A 21,634-nucleotide genomic window follows, 5' to 3' on the forward strand; every position below is an offset into this window, starting at 1 on the left:
AAATATGCTCAAGGAGAATAAATAATATGGATTCTGAAATTATTACGGTTCTTTTGCCATTAGCACTGGCCTTTATTATGATCGGGCTTGGGCTAGAACTTACCCCCAAAGATTTCGCACGTGTCACCAAGCACCCTAAAGCCGTGTTGATCGCATTATTTTGCCAGCTCGTGTTGCTTGTCGGTATCGCCTTTCTACTATGTAAACTGCTAGCATTACCACCACTGCTTGCTGTCGGCTTGATGCTACTTGCAGCCTCACCTGGTGGTAGTACAGCGAACTTATTTAGCTATCTATTTAAAGGTGACTTGGCTTTAAATATTACCCTGACCGCCATCAACTCAGTCATTGCAGCATTAACCCTTCCATTGATCGTGAATTTTTCGATCATGCACTTCATGCAAGAAGGGCAACAAATCAGTCTGCAGTTTGGAAAAATCCTCCAAGTTTTCAGCATCATTATCATCCCCGTCTGTATAGGCATGCTGCTTCGTCACTATGCACCTAAACTGACTGAGAAACTGCATAAACCACTCCGCATCTTTGCTGTGGTCTTTCTCATCTTAATTATTATCGGTGCTATTTACTCTGAACGACATAATATTGCGGCTTATCTAACTCAAGTTGGCTTAGCAACGGTTCTATTCTGCATCTTCAGCTTATGTATCGGTTATTTTGTTCCGAGACTATTCGGCATCAATAGTGCTCAGGCACGTGCTTGTGCATTTGAAATCGGCATTCATAACAGTACGTTAGCCATGACCATCGCCTTAACGGTGATGGCCAGCTCTGCAGTTGCAATGCCTGCGGCGGTTTATTCAATCTTTATGTACATCTTTGCCGCTGTATTTGGCTTCCTAATTACACGTTTTGCACCAATCTCGACAACAACGACCTAAACAATTAAAAGTTAAGGCACTGAAAAGTTAAAAGGATGCTACGTGCATCCTTTTATTTTTTGTCAATTTTGATAATCGCTAGCTGCAAGTTGCCGAGTTCCGTTACAATAGCTTTTTATAAAACTCATTTAGGTTATGTCCGTGAAGTGGTTACAAATTCATATTACTGTTGAAAAAGCTCAAGTTGATTACACTGAAACGCTGCTCAGTTCTTTAGGTGCAGTCAGTGTCACGCTAGATGATGCAGAAAATCAGGATTTACTTGAACCACTTCCAGGTGAAACACCACTTTGGAATAAAGTGATCGTAACTGGTATATATGCACAAGAAGATGATGAAGAAATTGATGTTGCTGCATTAGAAACATTTATTAAAGCTCAACTTCCTGAAGCACCAATGCGTAGCGAATTCATTGAAGACCAAGAATGGGAACGCACATGGATGGATGCTTACGAGCCTATTAAAATTGGTGAAAAATACTGGATCGTACCAGAATGGATGGAAGCGCCAGAAGCAGACGCCGTAAACATCAAACTAGACCCAGGTCTGGCATTTGGTACTGGCAACCATGCATCAACATTCTTATGCCTACAATGGTTAGGTAAAGTTGATCTTAAGGATAAAATCGTAATCGACTACGGTTGTGGTTCTGGTATTTTAGGTGTTGCCGCTTTACTTTTGGGTGCAAAAAAAGTTTATGCCACTGATATTGACCCACAAGCCGTTTTAGCAACACAACAAAATGCCGAATTGAATGGTGTACTGGAAAATTTGTATGTAGGCCTACCTGAAGAGTTCAACCAAGAACTCGCTGGACAAAAAGCCGATGTGTTTGTTGCTAATATTCTTGCAGGCCCTCTAATGGCCTTGGCTGCAGAATTCTCAACTTTAATTAAATCTGAGGGCGAGTTCGCACTTGCAGGTGTAATTGAAGAGCAAGTTTCTGATGTTTCTAGTGTTTATTCTGAATTTTTTGATATATTAGACGTAGAAAAACGTGACGAAACATGGTGCCGAATTTCGGGTAAACGCCAACAGTATTAAAATTTAAAATGTGTACTTATGAGCGACAAATTAACTAACTGCCCAACTTGTTTTACAACATATAAAGTAACTGTTCCGCAGCTTACTGTCGCTCAGGGCATGGTTTGTTGCCCAAAGTGCTCTACATCTTTTAATGCACTGTCTCATTTGGTGGTAGATAAAGCGTTGTCTTTTTCTACCCCTGAGCAAGAAAATGCACCTCAAAAAAACTCCAATACTATTATTAATGTCAGCGAATTTAATAATACGCTTACACCAGTGACTGTTGAAGAAACACCAACCCACCATTTATTAAAACTATTTGATCAAAAAGTCGAAAACTCTAATATCGATCTAAAAACCTATTTAAATAACTTAAATTATTTCAGCACCGAACCGATCGGCAACCTGCCTGCTGTAAATTGGGCAGAACAGGCTGAAAAAGATAAAAAACGTACACCACTCAACTATTTTATGTGGTTCTGTATTAATGCCTTCTTATTTGGTGCACTTATATTCCAGTTTTTCTGGTTCAATCCTCAATATTTAAAAAACAGTCCAGTGATGGGTGCTGCATTCACAGCAGTGTGTGATGTCTTTAATTGTTCACGTCTAGAGGAACATTACAGTTTAATTAGTACCAAAAAAGTCAAAATTCGTAGCATTGGAAATAATGAAACACGTTTTACAGGTGAAATGATCAATTTTCATGACCGTAGCCTTGCCTTACCCAATATGAAAATTTCACTAAAAGAAAATGGTACTGAAATAGCAAACTATACGCTTTTACCTGAAGAGTATTTGGACAAAAGTCTGCATGGCATCCAACGGATCCCAAAAAGTAGTCCTTTTAAATTCCAATTTAGTCTACCAATTGCACGCAAAAGCTTCGATAATTATTCAATTGAGTTGATTCGCCCCTAATATTGGAAAAAACTATTAAAAAAGTAAAAAAAACATAAAAAAAATGCAGTTTTCTTGCTCACTTTTTCCTAGACAATGGTATGATACGCGCCACGAAAGCTTTGTGCTGCAAACTCCTCGCTAATTTTTCACAACAAATACAATCCCAACCGTGCGCTTTAATATTTATTGCGTATTGAGTAGATTTTTTGTTTGTTTTTTAGGCTGTAACAATTATTAATCTATTGTTACGCTTATTTTTCGAACAATTTTGCGAGTTGTGTCAAGCTACAAGTAATGTACAAGTTTTAGAACTCCGCATTAGGAACTAAAACGGAGTTCATTCAAGTTTATAGACCACTTTTAACAAATCACTTTACCCAAGTGATATTTGATTTTTCGGATTAATTCGCATGAATAGCAAATCTCCTATTTTTACTGCACAATCTGATGTCGCTCTTCGTATTCACGTAGATCGCGCAGTTCGCCATTACTTTGCACAATTGCAAGGCGAGCAACCATCTCAGGTATACGATATGGTGCTGGCGGAAATGGAGAAGCCTCTTCTATCTGTAGTTCTTGAATATACGCGTGGTAATCAAACCCGTGCTGCTGAGATTCTCGGCTTAAACCGTGGTACTTTACGTAAAAAGTTGAAAGCTCACGGTTTAATGAGTGAATAAATGATAAAATGCTTGCGGCTTCCGCAGGCATTTTTTTTAACCTGCATTTTGCTAATTTTGTTTTAATCTGTTCCTTGAAAACTGTGACGAAGATCATGACTATTAAACGCGCTTTAATCTCTGTGTCTGACAAGACTGGAATTGTTGAATTTGCACAAGAACTTGCTGCTCTAGGGGTAGAAATTTTATCTACTGGCGGAACATACAAATTGTTGAAAGACAATAATGTTGCCGTAGTTGAAGTTTCAGAGCACACAGGTTTCCCAGAGATGATGGACGGCCGTGTAAAAACGCTACATCCGAAAATTCATGGTGGTATCTTAGCTCGTCGCGGTCTAGACGAAGCTGTGATGGCTGAACACAACATCGATGCAATCGATTTAGTTGTTGTTAACCTTTATCCGTTTGCTGCAACTGTTGCAAAACCGAACTGCTCACTTGCTGATGCGATTGAAAATATCGACATCGGTGGTCCGACTATGGTTCGTGCTGCTGCGAAAAACCATGCATCTGTAGGTATCGTAGTAAATGCATCTGACTATGCAACTGTTGTTGAAGAGTTAAAAGCTGAAGGCGCATTATCACATGCAACTCGTTTTGACCTTGCGGTTAAAGCATTTGAACATACTGCACAGTATGACGGCATGATTGCATCTTACTTAGGCGCTCGCGTAGGTAAGGAAGAAGGTCAAGCAGATAAATTTGCGCGTACTTTCAATACTCAATTGAACAAAGTTCAAGACTTACGTTACGGTGAAAACCCGCATCAATCTGCTGCTTTCTATGTAGAAGACACAGCAACTGAAGCATCTGTTTCTACTGCGAAACAACTTCAAGGTAAAGAATTATCTTATAACAACATCGCAGACACTGACGCAGCACTTGAATGTGTAAAATCATTTGCTAAGCCTGCATGTGTCATCGTAAAACACGCAAACCCATGTGGCGTAGCAGTATCTTTAGACGGCATCCAAGCGGCTTATGACCTTGCTTATGCAACTGACCCTGAATCTGCATTCGGCGGCATCATTGCATTTAACCGCGAATTAGATGTTGCAACTGCGCAAGCCATTGTTGACCGTCAATTTGTTGAAGTGATCATTGCTCCAAGCGTTGCTGAAGGCGTGCTTGAAGTGACTGGCGCGAAGAAAAACGTACGTGTACTGGTATGCGGCGAGCTTCCTGCAATTACTGAACGTAAAGCTCAGTTAGATTACAAACGTGTGAATGGCGGTTTGTTGGTTCAAGACCAAGACTTAGGCATGATCACGAAAGATGACCTTAAAGTTGTGACTAAACGTGCGCCAACTGAAGCAGAAATTGATGACTTGATCTTTGCTTGGAAAGTTGCGAAATACGTTAAGTCTAACGCTATTGTTTATGCAAAAGGTCGTCAAACCATTGGTGTTGGCGCAGGTCAAATGAGCCGCGTTAACTCTGCTCGTATTGCTGCAATTAAAGCTGAACATGCTGGTTTAGTGGTTGAAGGTGCGGTAATGGCATCTGACGCATTCTTCCCATTCCGTGATGGCATTGATAACGCTGCAAAAGCGGGCATCAAATGCATTATCCAACCGGGTGGTTCTATGCGTGATGACGAAACGATTGCTGCAGCTGATGAAGCTGGTATTGCAATGGTCTTCACTGGCATGCGTCATTTCCGTCACTAAGTTGGCAACTTGATCATGACAATTAAGCACAGTCTTTTGCTTAATACACTAGATTTCTAATCTTGCATAAAGTCCTCTCCTGCTTTCAGGTTGAGGACTTTATGTCATTTTCGATTCATGGAGTATGAACCGATGAATATTTTAGTTTTGGGTAATGGCGGTCGTGAACATGCATTGGCATGGAAAATCGCACAAGATGACAAAGTTGCAAAAGTATTTGTAGCACCGGGCAATGCGGGTTCTGCAACTGAAAATAAATGCGAAAATGTTGCCTTAAATATTTTAGACAACGCTGCGATTATCGACTTTGCTAAAAACAATGCGGTGGATTTAATCGTGGTTGGCCCTGAAGCACCGCTTGTAAATGGTGTTGTGGATGCTTGCCGTGAAGCGGGTGTAAAAATTTGGGGCCCAACTCAATTTGCTGCACAGCTTGAAGGCTCTAAAGCATTTGCGAAGCACTTCTTAAAACGCCATAACATCCCAACTGCTTTCTATGATGTATTTACAGAAGTAGATGCAGCAAAAGCATTTGTTGAAAAAAATGGTGCACCAATCGTAATCAAGGCAGATGGTCTTGCTGCGGGTAAAGGCGTAATTGTTGCCATGACCAATCAAGAAGCATTTGATGCGATTGATGACATGCTTGCAGGCAACAAATTTGGCGATGCTGGCTCACGCGTTGTCATCGAAGAGTTCTTGGCAGGTGAAGAAGCATCTTTCATTTGCATGATTGATGGCGACAACATTTTGCCAATGGCAACGTCTCAAGATCACAAACGTATCTTTGAAGGTGACCAAGGTCCAAACACTGGCGGTATGGGTGCTTACTCTCCTGCGCCTGTTGTGACTGCTGACGTATTTGAAAAAACCATGAATGAAGTGATGCGTCCTACCGTTGAAGGTATGAAAAAAGACGGTCATGTTTATACAGGTTTCTTATACGCAGGCTTAATGATTGATGAACAAGGTCAACCAAAAGTGATCGAGTTCAACTGTCGTTTTGGCGACCCTGAAACTCAACCAATTATGATGCGTTTAAAATCATCTTTAGTTGATTTGGTTGAAGCTGGTATCGCTGGTAACTTACCTGCGGAAGCTGAATGGGATGAGCGTAAGACTGTAGGTATCGTACTTGCATCTAAAGGCTACCCAGAAACTTCTAGCAATGGTGATGTGATTTCTGGTTTAGACACAGAAATGGCTGATGCAAAAGTATTCCATGCAGGTACAAAAGCGCTTGAGAATGGTGACATTGTGACTGCTGGTGGTCGTGTACTTTGTGTGACTGCTCTAGGCAACACGATTGGTGAAGCACAAGCCAAAGCGCTTGAACTATGCGAAAAAGTGACTTTTGATGGTGTTCAATACCGTAAAGATATTGGTTACCGCGCAATTGCGCGTGAAAATGCTTAATCTTAATTTAAATTAAATAAACAACCCGCCGAGTGCGGGTTTTTTTTGATATATTCAATTAAATATCAAACAAATACTTTATTAAAATGATCTTTAATTTATTTAATCGACCATCTGAAGAAATACAATATTTAGGGACACCTTATACTCAAGATTGTTTAGACGCTATTGGTGTCATTCTCCAAACTCAAACATATATTGAAAAAGCATTACTTTTATCTTGCAATCAAATACATGCATATTTAATCAAATCTAATAGAAATACTTACATTATCAGATCAGGCTTTAGTTCAGGCTATTCTGGTGAAGGACCTAAAGGATTAGCATCATCACTGCAACTTCTTTTAAAGCACAATATAGAAGTTGAAGAAATTAATATTTCTGAAAAATTAATGAAGAAAGTAAATCATAGTTCATTATCAGATGCAGATCTTGAAACAATGTTCACAGCTAGAGTTGTAAGGCCAATTAACATATACGAATACATCTATGCAATTTATAAAACTACGGAATACCAAATCAATAATGACCGTTTCTATCCAACAGAATTACCTTTCCACTTGGTTGATTCTCGAATTTTCGATCTTGCTCTTAAATTTAATGATGATCCCAATTACTCAATCTTAACGGCATATACAAGATTAGAAGATATTGTCAAAGATAAAATTAATGATCATAGTCTGTTTTCTAACAGTCTTTTAAAAACCGCATTCATTTCAGATAAACAACGCAAATCAATTTATTCATGGGATACAAACAATGAAAAGGTTTCAAATGCCCTAGGTTGTCTATTTACCAATATATTTACTGCTTATAGAAATGAACGTGCACATAGTGAAGTTGATAAGCCTTATTCACAACAAATACGTGAATTTTTATTGATTAATGAACTATATTTATTAGAAAGCAAAGCAATTAAAAGATAAAGATGAATTAGCATGAATCAGTTTATCGCAACGCCTCGCCTCATCCTCCGCCAATAGAAAGACTCCGACACTGCCCCATTTATCCAAATGTGTGCAGATGACGACGTCATGCGTTATTTTCTAAAAAAACTCGATGCTTCAGAAGCCACCACATTTATGCAGCGCCTACGCGATGCAATAGAAACACGTGGTTGGGGTTTATATGCCGTTGAGTTGAAAGCCACAGGCGAATTTATTGGTTTTATCGGCTTACACGTACACCCACCTGAGTTTGAAATAGTCGATGCACCTGAAATCGGCTGGCGACTACTACCGCAATATTGGCATCAAGGTTATGCCACCGATGGAGCAAAAGCTGTACTCAAACATGCTTTTAGAAACTTAAGACTAGATAAAGTTATTTCCTTCACTGCAAGTTTGAACACACCATCAGAACGTGTGATGCAACGCATTGGTATACAAAAAATCCGTGAATTTAATCATCCACGTGTAGCTGCGGATCACCCATTAAACCGTCATGTACTCTATGAAATACAGCGTAGTGACTATTTACACATTCCATTTTGCTAATTGAATATTTATTCACAGCAAAACCAAAGCACATTAACTCTGCCAAACAGTGGTTATAGATGATGTTAAAAAGCTTAATTTTAGTCACCGCAGGATTTCGTATAAGACAGCAAAATCATTCATGTAATCATATAAAAAACCCCGCTAAGTGCGGGGTTTAAACTCTAAACATAACAATTGCTATGACTTAGAAATAAAAAATCATAAGTTGGAAAGCTGAAGCAACTGCAAACCTGTCTAAGCATGCTTAATCAAAATGGCATACATAATCAACGACATCAGTACATTGCACTTTAAAAATAGAATCTTGTGGAACAATAAAGCTTTCGCCAGACGTATATTGAACAAACTCGCCCTGCTCCCCAATTTGCACGACACACTGCCCAGATGTGATTTCAACACGCTCTTTCACATGTGCCTCAAACGTCATGGGTTGGTTTGATGGCAAAAATACACCGATGGTTTTTTGACTACCATCTTCCATTTTTAAAACATGGCTCACCGATCTACCGCCATCATAATGAACCGTAGGCTTTTTTACAACTGAGACGAAATCAAACTGATTTGACATAGCGTGCCTCACATAGTAATTTATTATGATCAATTATTAAGCAGTTTATATTAAACAATGTAGCGGATTCAATATTCCTCAGATTTAGATCTAAGATTTTGAAAAACCATGAATCAGAGTTGAACTTCAAATATATCAATAAAGATTTCAATGCAGATTAGATTGAAGCTCTCCGTTATTTTCACATATGAATGTTACAAATTTTGTGAATGACAGGACTTATTTCATTTTTATCATATTTTCAGCAATACATTTTAAAATTTGTTATATAGACCTAAACATATACAAATGACGTACTTAAATAGTTTAATTATAAATAATATATTGTTTTTACTTATTAAATTATTTAATTAAACATATTCCATTTACATTTTTGCTGCTAAGCATAACTTTTTAAATCACTATATTGAATAATAAAAAATTGATATGATGCCTAGCGAAATATAGAGATTTACTTTATTAAATCTTTTGTTTACAGCAGCTTGCAATGGCTATCTTTTCCCATTTGGAAATAGACTCAGATCTAATTGTATAAGTCTGTGTAGCATTTTAAATTATTAAGCATCTATCAGCCTGTCTGATAAAAGACTTAAGTAAATCTCTCCATAATATGATTTGTGAATTTATTAATTTTATAAATTTACTCGGGTGAATATATGAAAAAGCTCCTAGGATTAGTTCTCGGTTTATCTGTTGGCCTTTCAGGCTGTGGTAAACAAGAAGCTCCTGCAACTGACGCCGCACAACAAAAAGACACTGCAGAAGTGCAAACCGTTACCATGGCTTCGACTGGTTCAGATGCTGATATTTGGCGCTATATTGCTACGCTTCCTGAAACTAAAGAAGCTGGCATTAAACTTGAAGTGAAAAACTTTACTGACTATGTGTCTATGAACACTGCTGTAGCGAACAAAGAAATTGATGTTAATGCATTCCAGTCATATGCCTATATGGTTGCGTTTAACGACAACAATAAAGATAAAATTGCACCGCTTTCGACAACTTATTTAGAACCAATGGGTATCTATTCAAGCAAAGTTAAAAAACTTGAAGAGTTTAAAACAGGTGCAACCATTGCGATTCCAAATGATGGCGCAAACGAATCACGTGCATTGTTACTACTTCAATCTGCTGGCTTAATCAAACTTAAAGCTGATTTTGACGATGTAAAAGGTACACCTGCTGACGTCACTGAAAATGCGAAGAAAATCGTAATCAAGCCAATCCAAATGGCGACTGCGGTTCGTGTTAAAGACGAAGTTGATGCGATTGTTTTGGGTAATACCCTTGCAATGGAAGGTGGTTTAAACGTACTGAAAGATGCGGTTTACTATGAGCCAATCGATCAAAGTACAAAAATGAACGTGAATATTCTTGCTGTTGCTGCTGACCGTCAAAATGACCCAGTTCTACAAAAAGTGGGCGCGCTTTACCACACTCCAGCAGTTAAAGCTTACATCGATGAACATTTTGGTGGTACTAAAATTGATGTAAACAAACCAACTAGCTACCTCACTGAAGCAAAATAGTAATATAATTTCTTCAAATAAACAGGCAAAGTTTACTTTGCCTGTTTTTTCATTTTTGAACCCTTTTTTGACGCTATGATCCAATTTAAAAATATCTCCAAGCATTTTGAGCTAAAAGGCCAAACCGTTACAGCACTGGATCAGATTAATCTGGACATTCCAGATGGCTGTATTTTCGGTTTAATTGGCTACAGTGGTGCAGGCAAAAGTACCTTAATCCGTTTAATTAATTTGCTAGAACGTCCGAGTGAAGGGCAAATTATTATTCATGATAAAGACTTTACTGCTTTAAATTCGGCAGAGCTGCGTCAAGAAAGAACCAATATTGGCATGATCTTCCAGCACTTCAATTTACTGCAAACCAAAACAGTTGCAGAAAATATTGAAATGCCGCTTAAACTTTTAGGTGTGTCTAAAGCTGAACGCCAAAAACGTTTAGAAGAGTTGCTCGAATTTATTGACTTAAAACATAAGAAAAATGCTTATCCAGATGAGCTCTCTGGTGGTCAAAAACAACGTGTCGGGATTGCCCGTGCGCTTGCCAATCATCCTAAAATTTTACTGTGTGATGAAGCAACATCTGCTCTCGATCCGCAAACCACCAAATCGGTATTGGCGTTATTAAAGAAAATCAATCAAGAACAAGGCATTACCATTGTCATGGTCACCCATGAAATGGATGTGATTGAATCCGTTTGTGATTATGTTGCGGTAATGGAACAAGGGAAAGTCATCGAACATGGCTCAACTTTAGAGATTTTTAGTCAGCCAAAACACAATACAACGAAAAACTTTATTCAAACTGTATTACAGCAACAGCTCCCTGTTAATATTTTAAATAATTTAGAAAATCAAAATCATAACAGTATTTATTGTTTAAAATTCCTCGGCAGTTCGGCACAAGAAACTGTGATTCAGGCGGTAATTAAACAGTTTGATATTAGCCTGAATATTTTGTTTGCCAATATGACTGAAATTAATGGTGCGGTGATTGGACAAATGTTCGTTCAGCTATTAGGTGATACAGCATTGATTCAACAAGCGGTGGCGTTCTTAGAACAACATGGTGTTGAAGTCACTCAAGCAGGAGTTCAGCAATGAGAGATTTAATTGTTCAATGGCTGACTCAAATTACAGCACCCTTTTGGAAAAGTTCTTTGTCTATGGATCAGTTCGTCACTGCCCTACAAGAAACTTTTCACATGGTGTTCTTTGCCATGCTCTTCGGCTGTATTTGGGGTTTTATCCAGGCCGTGATCTTATATGTCTCACGTCCACAAGGCATTTTGCCTAACCGTGTCATCTACCATGGTTTGAACCCGATAGTGAATGCGCTGCGTTCATTGCCATTTATTATCCTCTTGATTGCGGTCATCCCTTTGACCAAAGTCATTGTAGGGACATCGATCGGGACTTGGGCTGCAATTGTTCCGCTCACTATCTATGTTGGTCCTTACATTGGCCGTCTGATTGAAACATCATTGCTCGAGGTGAATGACGGCATCATTGAATCTGCTCAAGCGATGGGCGCATCTCCGCTGCAAATCATTACTAAATTTGTGCTACCAGAGTCACGCAGTTCTTTGATTCTAAACTTAACGACTGCAACCATTAGCTTAATTGGGGCAACGGCCATGGCGGGTGCAGTAGGTGCAGGCGGTATCGGTGACCTTGCTATTTCTTATGGTTATCAACGTTTTGATAGTAGCGTGGTGATCATGACCGTGATCGTCTTATTGATCTTGGTGCAAATCGTACAAAGTCTGGGTGACTGGTTATCAAAATTACGCTAGGCCTGCGCAATTCATATCTTTAAGCTCTCTTCGGAGGGCTTTTTTGTTTATAAAACTTAGTTTTAATGCCGTAATTAAACCAAAATTTCTTTAACTCTAAATTATTTTGACGGAAAATTAGCAACACCATAAAATTTAAAATATAACCTTCAATATTACGTTTACAAAAACTTGAATGAGTACAAAATATCAAAAGAACAGGATTTTATATTCCCCATGGAAACTACACTGACAGCACAAATTTTCCGCTTAAATTTTTTTCACAACGGGGATATTGATCACTTCAGCTGCATCTGCATCCATTGCTGATTATGACTATGTCACTAGTATTAAGGTAAATGATGTTGACTTAGCCTTACCCTTGCCTGCATCAAAAGCAAATGCATTAATCAGCAAAAATCCAGTAAAGCTTAAATATGAATATTCAGAATGTGCCGGCAATACTGAATTTCATGTCACATCAAAAGGTAAATTTCTAAAATTTGAAATTTATGCAGAGGACAATCCTCAAGTTAAGAATGATTCATTCTATAAAAATAAAAGCAGCTTCGCCCAACTTGGACAAACCAAAGGGGATGTTTGGATGGAATGGGATAAATCCACTCAAATACGCGATAAAATTCAAATTGGGTCAAAACATCTGACAAGCCAATATAACTTTCTACAATTTAAAAAAGACTTTCCCAAAAGTGCAAAATCCGCCAATCCCAATGAAATTGCTTATGTGATTTTACTCTCACCTACTCATGCCAAATCTGTGCTGAAAGAGCCGCAAAATTATGATTTACCCTATATTGGCAATCTAGCATTCAACTTTAAAAATGGCAAATTAACTGCCTTTTCAGTTAATCAAGGTATTGCTTGCTAAATGGTGCTTGTCATACAGCGTTTATTGATTAAACAGTGAATTTATAAATCTGCATAAAGCCATGCAATAAACGCAAGTTTGATCTCAGAGCATGCTAAAATCAGCAGCTGTTTTCGCAGGGACTCATCTATGCACTTTGTACATCTTGGTATTTTTACAGAATTTTCCATTACTGAATCTATTGTACGTATACCTGATCTTGTAAAAGCTGCAGCTGCAGATGAAATGCCCGCTCTGGCCATTACTGACCTTTCAAATCTACATGCTGCTGTAAAATTCTATAAAAAGTGCTTAGATAAAGGCATTAAACCCATATTTGGTTCAACCATTCGTTTGAATGATGCTGAACACAAAGCTACTCTTCTAGCGATGACCAATAAAGGTTGGCGCAGTCTAACAGAGTTGGTTTCTGAAGGTTATATTTCAGGTCAACAGCTTGATATTCCTTGCGTAAAAAAAGATTGGATTTTAAATCAACACCAAGACTTGATTGTTTTACTGGGTATGCAAAGTGATGTCGGCAAAATGCTTTGCTCTTCCAACCCGCAAAAAGCTGAACCACTGTTAGCTGAATGGGTCGAAAAATTTGGCAATCGTGTTTATTTAGCGATTACACGAACTGAGCGCTCGGGTGAAGAAGACTTTATTCACGAAGCAGTAAAACTTGCGAAGAAATTTAACATTGGTGTGGTTGCTCATAACGATGTGCATTTTATACGTAAAGAAGATTTCGAGGCACATGAAGCACGCGTTTGTATTGCCGATGGCTATGTCCTCGGTGACAATCGTCGCCCTAAAAATTACAGTCCTGAACAGTATTTTAAAACTGCCGAGGAAATGACGGAGCTGTTTGCAGACATTCCAACGGCTATAGAAAATACCTATCACATTGCGCGACGCTGTAATGTGTCATTACGTTTAGGCTTCCATGACCTTCCCGATTATCCAATTCCTGAAGGCCATACAATTGACACCTATTTTGAACATTTATCAAAAGAAGGTTTAGAAGAACGTTTAGCGCATTTGTACCCTGTCGAACAACGTGGTGACGACTGGCCAGAAATTCGTAAGCCTTATGATGAACGTTTGGCTTATGAAGTCGGGATCATCCTGACCATGCAATTCCCAGGTTATTTCCTAATTGTCATGGACTTTATTCAATGGTCTAAAGGTAATGGCGTGCCTGTTGGTCCAGGCCGTGGTTCGGGTGCAGGTTCCTTGGTTGCCTATAGTTTAAAAATTACTGACCTAGACCCACTACGTTATGACCTACTGTTCGAGCGTTTCTTAAACCCTGAACGTGTATCAATGCCCGACTTTGACGTCGATTTCTGTATTGCAGGTCGTGACCGTGTTATTGACTATGTTGCACGCACTTATGGTCGAGATGCGGTCTCTCAGATTGCAACTTTCGGTACCATGGCGGCAAAAGGTGCAATTCGTGACGTAGCGCGTGTCTTGGGTAAATCTTATGGTTTGGCTGACCGTATTTCTAAAATGATTCCGACCAAGCCTTTAGGTTTAAGTTTGGAAGAATCCATTGAGGCCGAACCACAACTCAAAGACATTGTCACCAATCCATCTAACCCAGATAACGACGATGCAGCCGAAATTTGGGAAATGGCACTCAAACTTGAAGGCATTACCCGTAACACAGGTAAACATGCCGGTGGTGTGGTTATTGCACCAACTAAGTTAACTGACTATTCGGCTGTCCTATGTGATGCAGATGGAACTAACCGTGTAGCCCAATTCGATAAAGACGATGTGGAAGCTGCAGGTCTAGTTAAATTCGACTTCTTGGGCTTACGCAACTTAACGGTAATTGAAGATGCCATTAAGCACATTAATGCCCGTCCAGATATCACTACACCTGTCGATATTTCCTTAATTCCTTTGGATGACAAACCTGCCTATGCTGTGTTCGCAGATGCAAATACCACTGCGGTCTTCCAGTTTGAATCCGTCGGCATGAAAAAAATGCTGAAAGAGGCACGTCCAAGTAAGTTCGAAGAAATTATTGCTTTCGTGTCTTTATACCGTCCAGGCCCGATGGATCTGATTCCTGACTTTATTTACCGTATGCATGGTGGCGAGTTTGAATACTTACATCCATTACTAGAAAGTGTCCTTGAACCGACATACGGCATTATGGTGTATCAGGAACAGGTAATGCAGGCAGCGCAGTTCTGTGCTGGCTATAGCTTGGGTGGCGCGGATTTACTTCGTCGTGCCATGGGTAAAAAGAAAGTCGAAGAAATGATTAAGCACCGTCAGATCTTTACTGAAGGTGCTGCAACCAAAGGTATTGATGCAGATACGGCCAACCATATCTTCGATTATATGGAAAAATTCGCAGGCTATGGTTTTAACAAATCCCATGCCGCAGCCTATGCCCTTGTTGCATATCAAACCGCTTGGTTAAAAGCACATTTCCCTGCTGAATTTATGTCAGCAGTGATGACCTCGGAAATGCAGAATACCGATAACGTGGTGTTCTTGATCGATGACTGTCGTATTAATGGTCTCGAAGTCTTGCCACCTTCGGTCAATATGTCTTTATATAATTTCCATGCCAGCGATCCAAAAACCATCGTATATGGTTTAGGTGCGATCAAGGGTGTCGGTGAAGCTGCCATGCAGTCTGTGATTGACTCACGTATCCAAGATGGTCCCTATAAAGACCTGTTCGACTTCTGTCATCGTATTGACCTGAAAAAAATCAATAAACGTACCCTTGAAGCATTGATTCGTGGTGGCGCACTGGATTGTTTAGGTTTAGAACGTGCTGACTTGATGGCACAGCTCCCTGAAGCCGTTCAAGCGGCGGATCAAGCACGCACTAACCGCGAAACAGGCATGATGGACTTGTTTGGCGAAGTGGAAGAAGTTCAGCGTAAACCTGCCAAACCTGTCAAACCGTGGTCAGATGAAGTTCGTCTTAAAGGTGAAAAAGACACACTCGGCCTATATTTAACAGGTCACCCGATTGATGTGTATCGCCCAGAGTTAAAAGCCTTTATTTCACAGCGCATTAATGAACTTACCCCTACACGTCGTGGTGTCACTACAGTATTTGCAGGCCTAGTGGTCGATGTTGCCAACTTCCCAAACCGCATGATGGTAACGCTCGATGATGGTACAGCACGTATTGAAGTGTCTGCGAATCACGAACGTTTTAACCGCTTCAAAGACGTGATTCAAAACGAAAAAGTGGTGGTGATTGAAGGTGAAATTTACGAACGTGAAGGTTTTGATCGGCCAATGGGTCGCTTAACTAAAGCCTTCAGTTTGAATGAAATCCGTCAAAAACGTGCCAATGCGATTCAAATCAAATTAACGCCGGAACATTTTAGTAAAACGCTCTCACGCGACATCCAAAATATTTTACTGCCTTTCTGCAATGTCGATATGTGTACGCATATACCTGTGCAGTTATATATTGACTATCCATATGCGACGGCCGACATTCATTTGGGCTTAAACTGGAAAGTTGCCCCACTAGATGAATTACTGTCTAAGCTGCGTGACTACTTCGGCAAAGAATCTTTGCATGTCGAATATCATGTCAAATCCAAAGCAGCCAAGGCGGTGAGTTATGAACAAGCCTCTATTCCTGCGCAAGTTCCTCCACCGCCAGATGGAATGAGCATGGATGATGCCATGGATTTATACCAAGCAGAAGCCAATCAATTTTCTTAAAGTTTAAACGCTGTTTGAACTGCTTTTTTAAATAAACAAATTGGAAATATCATGAATCAAACTGACAATGCTGCGGTTTCAGCACATCTCTCCCATGTGCGTATTGTCATGGTGAATACAACATTACCCGCAAATATTGGTAGTGCATTACGTGCCATGAAAACCATGGGACTTTCAAAGCTGGTCTTAGTTGCACCTAAGACTTACCCGCATCCTGACATTAATGCCTTGGCTGCCGGTGCTGTCGATTTAATAGATCAAATTGAAATTGTTGAATCATTAGAAGATGCTATTAAAGATTGTCATATTGTCTTTGGGACCAGTGCACGTAGTCGCACCATTCCATGGCCTTTACTTGACGCTCGCCCTGCTGCAGAAATGTCTCTCAAAGCGGTCTGCGAACAACAACAAGAAATTGCCGTAGTATTTGGCCGTGAAGACCGTGGTTTGACCAATGAAGAATTGGCAATGGTCAACTACCACGTCACTATTCCAGTAAATACTGAATATGGCGTCTTAAACGTTGCCCAAGCGATTCAAGTCATTTGCTATGAAATGCGTATGGCTGCCCTTGCACATACTGAGTTAACGGCAAATCCTGATGCCAATATGCATGTGACAGATGACATTGATATGGAATGGGATGAACCGTTAGTGACCCATGAAATGATGGAACAGTTCTACCCGCATATTGAAAAAATGCTGGCAGAGATTGAATTTATGGATCCAAAAAATCCAAGATTATTACCTTTACGCTTGCGTCGCCTATTTGGACGTATACAATTAGATCGTATGGAATACCACTTATTACGTGGCATCTTTAGCCGAGTACAGGCATTAAATAACGGAACATGGAAAAAATCTACAGACAATGAGGATCAATCTAATGCTTAAGCAGCTCAAAGAAGATATACAGGCTGTATTCGCGCGCGATCCTGCTGCACGAAATACGCTCGAAGTCTTAACGACTTATCCAGGAATTCATGCCTTAATCATGCATCGTATGGCACATGAACTTTGGAAAAAAGAGTGTAAAGGCTCAGCCCGCTTATTGTCTTCTTTTAGCCGCTTTGCCACAGGCATTGAGATTCATCCGGGTGCGAAAATCGGTCGTCGTTTCTTCATTGACCACGGTATGGGTGTGGTGATTGGTGAAACAGCTGAAATTGGTGATGATGTCACCCTCTACCATGGTGTGACCTTAGGTGGTACGACTTGGAACAAAGGCAAACGTCACCCAACTTTGGAAGATGGTGTAGTGGTTGGCGCTGGTGCAAAGATCTTGGGCCCATTTACGGTGGGTAAAAATGCCAAAGTCGGTTCAAATGCCGTGGTGACCAAAGAAGTTCCTGCGGATACTACCGCTGTAGGTAATCCAGCACGCTTTATCACCAAAGATAAACCAAAAGATGAAGCTGAAACCCGTCGTCGCGACTATGCAGAAAGTATTGGTTTCCAACCATATGCTGCAACACAAGACCAAACTGACCCGATGTTAGAAGGTATGCGTGTATTGTTAGATCGTATTCAGCACAATGAAAAACGTATGAATAATTTGTGTCAGCGTTTGTCTCTCCTTGACCCAACGTTCAAAAAGCAACAGCTTAATGAACAACCTTTTAGTCAGGAAGAACTTAAAATCATTGAAGATGTGCGCCGCGAATGCGAAGCTCAAAGTAGTCAATCTAAGGCTTAACCAAAAGCAATCAGAATAAGTTGCCTTTAACTTGCATGTTGTTCAGAGTTTTTTTAGACTGACCAACATGCTTTTTTGTATAAAATAAATTTAATGGATGAATCATATGACGCTTAAGCCCTTGGCAGTTGCTTGTATTGCTTTAACCCTTGCCGCTTGTGGAAGCGCCCCAACTAAGAATAATGCACCTAAAGATGCCATGATTTTTGTAGAGCCTGAACTGACTCCACCTTTCTACGCACTCAACCCATTTAACTACGATGCACCACCTCCTTTTGAATTAAATTTACAAAAAGCTGCAGCACAGCCTGTGACTAAGATGGTGGTAACTAGCCCAACCGACCCATCTAAGCAATTAACACTCGAAGAAAACCGTCTGATTATTCCAATTGTAGACAGCAAAGTACGTTCAATGAAATTTGCTGCTTTAGCGGGTGACAATGAAATCGACATTACTGAAATTGATGATTTCTTACAGCTCGTTGAAGGTAAAGCACGTCACTATCCACCACGTTTTGTTCAACGCCAAGAACGTAAAGGGTTTGAACTTAAACTTAAAGAAGTGACGCAAAAATTAGATACCCTTGCATCTAAAGACAACGCTTCTTTTGATGTTTTAGTTCGTGCATTTAAAGCCAGTGTGATGGCACGTAACCTCGACTTAGGTTCTGTATACACCACTAAATCATTAACTTATGCACAGCGTATTTTAAAAATCAACCAAGATGATGCTGAAGCAAATTTCTGGTTCGGTTTCGGTTTATCTGAAGGTGGCGGTCAACGTGAAGCGATTCCATACCTAGACAAAGCGATGAAAGCGGGTGTTCAAGAAGCGTATCTTTCTGCAGCAAATAACTACATTGCGATGGAACAAAAAAAGAACGCAATTCAGGTCTTAAAGAACTATAAAGTGAAATACCCACAAGAAGGCGAAGTCGCTGACCGCTTAATTCAAGAAATTGAAAAGCAAGGCCGTTGGAATGTTTGGCAAGTTCTAAATCCACCTAAAGCTACATCTTAATTGTAACGATTTAGAAAATTCTTTTGAAAAAAGACCGTTTTAACGGTCTTTTTTCATTTAAGGCGAATTGAAAATCCTGACAATTATCGTATGATTTGAAAATATTCAACCCAATGTGCGACCCCTTTATGCAGCTAAATACTAAAACAATACTGCTCCTTGGAATCATGAGTACCAGCGTACTGAGTGGATGTCAGGTCGTCAGTGTCAAAAACCAAAAACTCAACGTTTCTATTGCCAATGAACGTGAAAGTATTATTTCTCGAAACAAACTCAGCGAAGCCAGTTTAAATGTCTTGTCGATGACAGGTCGTGAAGCCAAAGCGTGTATAGAAGACCCGAAAGCCTGTGTTGATGAACTACAACAGATCCCTCAAATTCAAGATGAACAATTATTGTCTACGGCAAGTGAATTATATTTAGCCAAAGCCATCGAATATGAGTCTTCTTCAGCCTGTAAATTAGGTCTTCTCAATAGCCACAAATCAGAAGAAAAACAAAAAATTGAACAAGACACTTATAACAAATGTTTAGATCAACAGCTGACGCTACTGGATAAAAGTATTCGCTATAGCTACGCCTATATGTTTAAAACCAAACGTGCGCCTGCTGACCGTATTTTTGATAACCGCCAAGTTCAAATCCGAGATTTCTATAATCAAGGGATTGCTAAACTGGTTAGCAGCTATGCACTACGTTATAAACCGCAAGAAGTCACCCAACAGATCAAAGTCGGACAAACCACCTATCATATTGACTTCAGCCATTACCCAGAACTCAAAAATCGTAAAATTGAACAATTGATGTCAACCTATAACCTCAACTTCTCAGGTTTACGTTCAATTACCCGCCGAGATGGTTTTGGTTCCGAATTCCTTGTGGTTTTACCTGAAGAACATACAGTTGAAACAGGCAAAGCCAAATACATTATCAACCCAATAGATTTTAAATATCCGTCTGGTTCAAACCCTAATATCCATCAAGCGCGCTATTTAGCTGCAACCTTAACAGCGGAACCTGTAAGCACCACAACTTCAGTTGATCAAATTTTAAATCAGCATGAGTTTCAAATTAAGGCTTACGACCCGTACAAATATGAACAGGTCAATATTGCCAATAAAAACTATGCCCTTGCAGCCAATTTTTCTGCTCCATATGGTCTTTGGTTAGCACAAAATAACTTGGGTAAGGCAGCTTATTTATCACTGATTGACCGAGATGAAAAACTGACGATGCCGCATCTCTACATGCTTGAACCATATAATCCTGACAAAAAAGTTATCGTCTTGGTACATGGTCTTGCTAGCAGCCCTGAAGCATGGATTCGTCTGACTAACGATATTATGGGCGATTCAGTGCTACGTGAACATTATCAAGTGTGGCAAGTCTTCTATTCAACTAATATGCCGATTATTGAAAGCCGCTTCCAAATTTATTCCATTTTGACTCAGACCTTTAGCAAAGTAGACGCCAATGCCGCGGCTAAAAAAGATGCTGTTCTAGTCGGTCATAGTATGGGCGGCATTATTGCACGACTACTTGTCAGCCAAGCCGATACCACGCAAGCAGCTTTGAAAATGATGAATTCACGTCAATTAAATCAGTACCGAAATATTCCAGTAGTGAAGCAACGTATGGTGATTGAAGATATTCCAAATTTCAGCCGTGCAATTTTTTTAGCTGCACCTCATCGCGGTACAGAATATGCAGATCGCTGGTTTACCAAAGCCGCTCGAAAAATTATTAAACTCCCAGGAGCTTTTTTATCGGCCATGGGTGATGTGTTAACTCAAGAAGAAGACCTGAAAGATTTATTTCGTGAAATTGACCATGGCTTGATCCAAAATGGACCAAGTGACTTAAGTCATCAATCAAAATTTATCGCGCTCACTGAAAATATTCAGCCGCGTAAGGGTTTGAAGTTTCATTCAATTATGGGAAATAACACCAACAGCCAAGATAAAAATGTAATCTCGGATGATGTCGTGCCATACACCAGTGCGCATTTAGAGGGTGCTGTTTCAGAAAAGATCATTAAAGGGGGTCATTCGATTCAAGAAACCCCTGAAGCGGTACTCGAACTACGCCGTATATTACGTTTGCATTTGATTGAACTTGGCCTCTATAAACCATAAGGCAATACAGCATTTAAATCGATCTACATATTTTAAAACCGATCTCAGGATCGGTTTTTTTTATTTCTGCATTTACTTGAATATGCCATTATTCAGGTAATTACTATATAACCCGAATCGCGGATAAGAAATTGACTTGAAAAATATGAGGACTAGAGCCATCAGTTGAGTTACCACACAAAACTCACAACTCTATCCTCATGTTTAATAGTACCGAATTATTTTGCGT

General features: G+C 39.7%; 17 protein-coding genes and 1 pseudogene. 17 read left to right on the forward strand and 1 reads right to left on the reverse strand.

Features of this window, described 5'->3' with window-relative positions:
* Positions 1-26: 26 nt before the first annotated feature.
* From FTT76_RS12900 to FTT76_RS12935, 8 genes and pseudogenes are all read left to right on the forward strand, one after another.
* Positions 27-899 carry a bile acid:sodium symporter family protein gene (locus FTT76_RS12900; protein WP_180007764.1) on the forward strand — a complete coding sequence of 291 codons (873 nt, stop codon included), beginning with the start codon at positions 27-29 and terminating at the stop codon, positions 897-899.
* Between the two features lie 141 nt (positions 900-1,040).
* Entirely contained in the window at positions 1,041-1,943 is a 903-nt protein-coding gene (gene prmA, locus FTT76_RS12905) for a 50S ribosomal protein L11 methyltransferase (RefSeq protein WP_180007763.1), read from the forward strand.
* Positions 1,944-1,961: 18 nt separating this feature from the next.
* On the forward strand, positions 1,962-2,846 hold the full coding sequence (locus FTT76_RS12910; RefSeq protein ID WP_180007762.1) for a DUF3426 domain-containing protein: 885 nt from the start codon (positions 1,962-1,964) through the stop codon (positions 2,844-2,846).
* Positions 2,847-3,238: 392 nt separating this feature from the next.
* Positions 3,239-3,508, forward strand: a complete 270-nt coding sequence (gene fis, locus FTT76_RS12915; RefSeq protein ID WP_001086304.1) for a DNA-binding transcriptional regulator Fis — start codon at positions 3,239-3,241, stop codon at positions 3,506-3,508.
* A 95-nt stretch (positions 3,509-3,603) separates the two neighbouring features.
* The gene (gene purH, locus FTT76_RS12920; RefSeq protein ID WP_180007761.1) at positions 3,604-5,178 is read left to right on the forward strand and encodes a bifunctional phosphoribosylaminoimidazolecarboxamide formyltransferase/IMP cyclohydrolase; all 1,575 of its coding nucleotides are present in this window, start codon (positions 3,604-3,606) and stop codon (positions 5,176-5,178) included.
* Positions 5,179-5,310: 132 nt separating this feature from the next.
* Positions 5,311-6,594 (forward strand): phosphoribosylamine--glycine ligase, encoded by a 1,284-nt coding sequence (purD, locus tag FTT76_RS12925; protein ID WP_078193712.1) that lies wholly within the window; start codon positions 5,311-5,313, stop codon positions 6,592-6,594.
* Between the two features lie 86 nt (positions 6,595-6,680).
* Positions 6,681-7,520 carry a TIGR02391 family protein gene (locus tag FTT76_RS12930; RefSeq protein ID WP_180007760.1) on the forward strand — a complete coding sequence of 280 codons (840 nt, stop codon included), beginning with the start codon at positions 6,681-6,683 and terminating at the stop codon, positions 7,518-7,520.
* A 12-nt stretch (positions 7,521-7,532) separates the two neighbouring features.
* Positions 7,533-8,090 (forward strand): annotated as a pseudogene (locus FTT76_RS12935) (GNAT family N-acetyltransferase).
* A 247-nt stretch (positions 8,091-8,337) separates the two neighbouring features.
* On the opposite strand, the gene FTT76_RS12940 reads toward FTT76_RS12935, so the two are convergent.
* Positions 8,338-8,661, reverse strand: a complete 324-nt coding sequence (locus FTT76_RS12940; protein ID WP_180007759.1) for a pyrimidine/purine nucleoside phosphorylase — start codon at positions 8,659-8,661, stop codon at positions 8,338-8,340.
* 656 nt (positions 8,662-9,317) lie between these two features.
* On the opposite strand from FTT76_RS12940, the gene FTT76_RS12945 reads away from it, so the two are divergent.
* The 9 genes from FTT76_RS12945 to FTT76_RS12985 all read left to right on the forward strand — a co-directional run bounded on the left by FTT76_RS12945 (position 9,318) and on the right by FTT76_RS12985 (position 21,405).
* Complete coding sequence (locus FTT76_RS12945) at positions 9,318-10,190, forward strand: MetQ/NlpA family ABC transporter substrate-binding protein (RefSeq protein ID WP_180007758.1); 873 nt, start codon at positions 9,318-9,320, stop codon at positions 10,188-10,190.
* Between the two features lie 75 nt (positions 10,191-10,265).
* A complete protein-coding gene (locus FTT76_RS12950; protein WP_168377623.1) occupies positions 10,266-11,291 on the forward strand; it encodes a methionine ABC transporter ATP-binding protein in 1,026 nt (341 codons plus the stop codon).
* Complete coding sequence (locus FTT76_RS12955) at positions 11,288-11,983, forward strand: methionine ABC transporter permease (RefSeq protein WP_078188742.1); 696 nt, start codon at positions 11,288-11,290, stop codon at positions 11,981-11,983. Before FTT76_RS12950 ends, FTT76_RS12955 begins: the two co-directional genes overlap by 4 nt.
* Before the next feature lie 361 nt (positions 11,984-12,344).
* Complete coding sequence (locus tag FTT76_RS12960; protein WP_257235101.1) at positions 12,345-12,851, forward strand: hypothetical protein; 507 nt, start codon at positions 12,345-12,347, stop codon at positions 12,849-12,851.
* A 129-nt stretch (positions 12,852-12,980) separates the two neighbouring features.
* Entirely contained in the window at positions 12,981-16,553 is a 3,573-nt protein-coding gene (dnaE, locus tag FTT76_RS12965) for a DNA polymerase III subunit alpha (protein ID WP_180007757.1), read from the forward strand.
* A gap of 51 nt (positions 16,554-16,604) precedes the next feature.
* Complete coding sequence (locus FTT76_RS12970) at positions 16,605-17,447, forward strand: RNA methyltransferase (protein ID WP_180007756.1); 843 nt, start codon at positions 16,605-16,607, stop codon at positions 17,445-17,447.
* The gene (gene cysE / locus FTT76_RS12975; RefSeq protein ID WP_180007755.1) at positions 17,440-18,249 is read left to right on the forward strand and encodes a serine O-acetyltransferase; all 810 of its coding nucleotides are present in this window, start codon (positions 17,440-17,442) and stop codon (positions 18,247-18,249) included. Before FTT76_RS12970 ends, cysE begins: the two co-directional genes overlap by 8 nt.
* A 106-nt stretch (positions 18,250-18,355) precedes the next feature.
* A complete protein-coding gene (locus FTT76_RS12980) occupies positions 18,356-19,270 on the forward strand; it encodes an ABUW_2363 family tetratricopeptide repeat lipoprotein (protein WP_168377627.1) in 915 nt (304 codons plus the stop codon).
* A gap of 167 nt (positions 19,271-19,437) precedes the next feature.
* Positions 19,438-21,405: an esterase/lipase family protein gene (locus tag FTT76_RS12985; protein ID WP_373686549.1), complete on the forward strand. Its 1,968-nt coding sequence runs from the start codon at positions 19,438-19,440 to the stop codon at positions 21,403-21,405.
* Positions 21,406-21,634 lie beyond the last annotated feature (229 nt).

It is taken from the genome of Acinetobacter sp. YH01009 (assembly GCF_013420765.1).
In the GTDB taxonomy this organism is placed as follows: Bacteria; Pseudomonadota; Gammaproteobacteria; order Pseudomonadales; family Moraxellaceae; genus Acinetobacter; species Acinetobacter amyesii.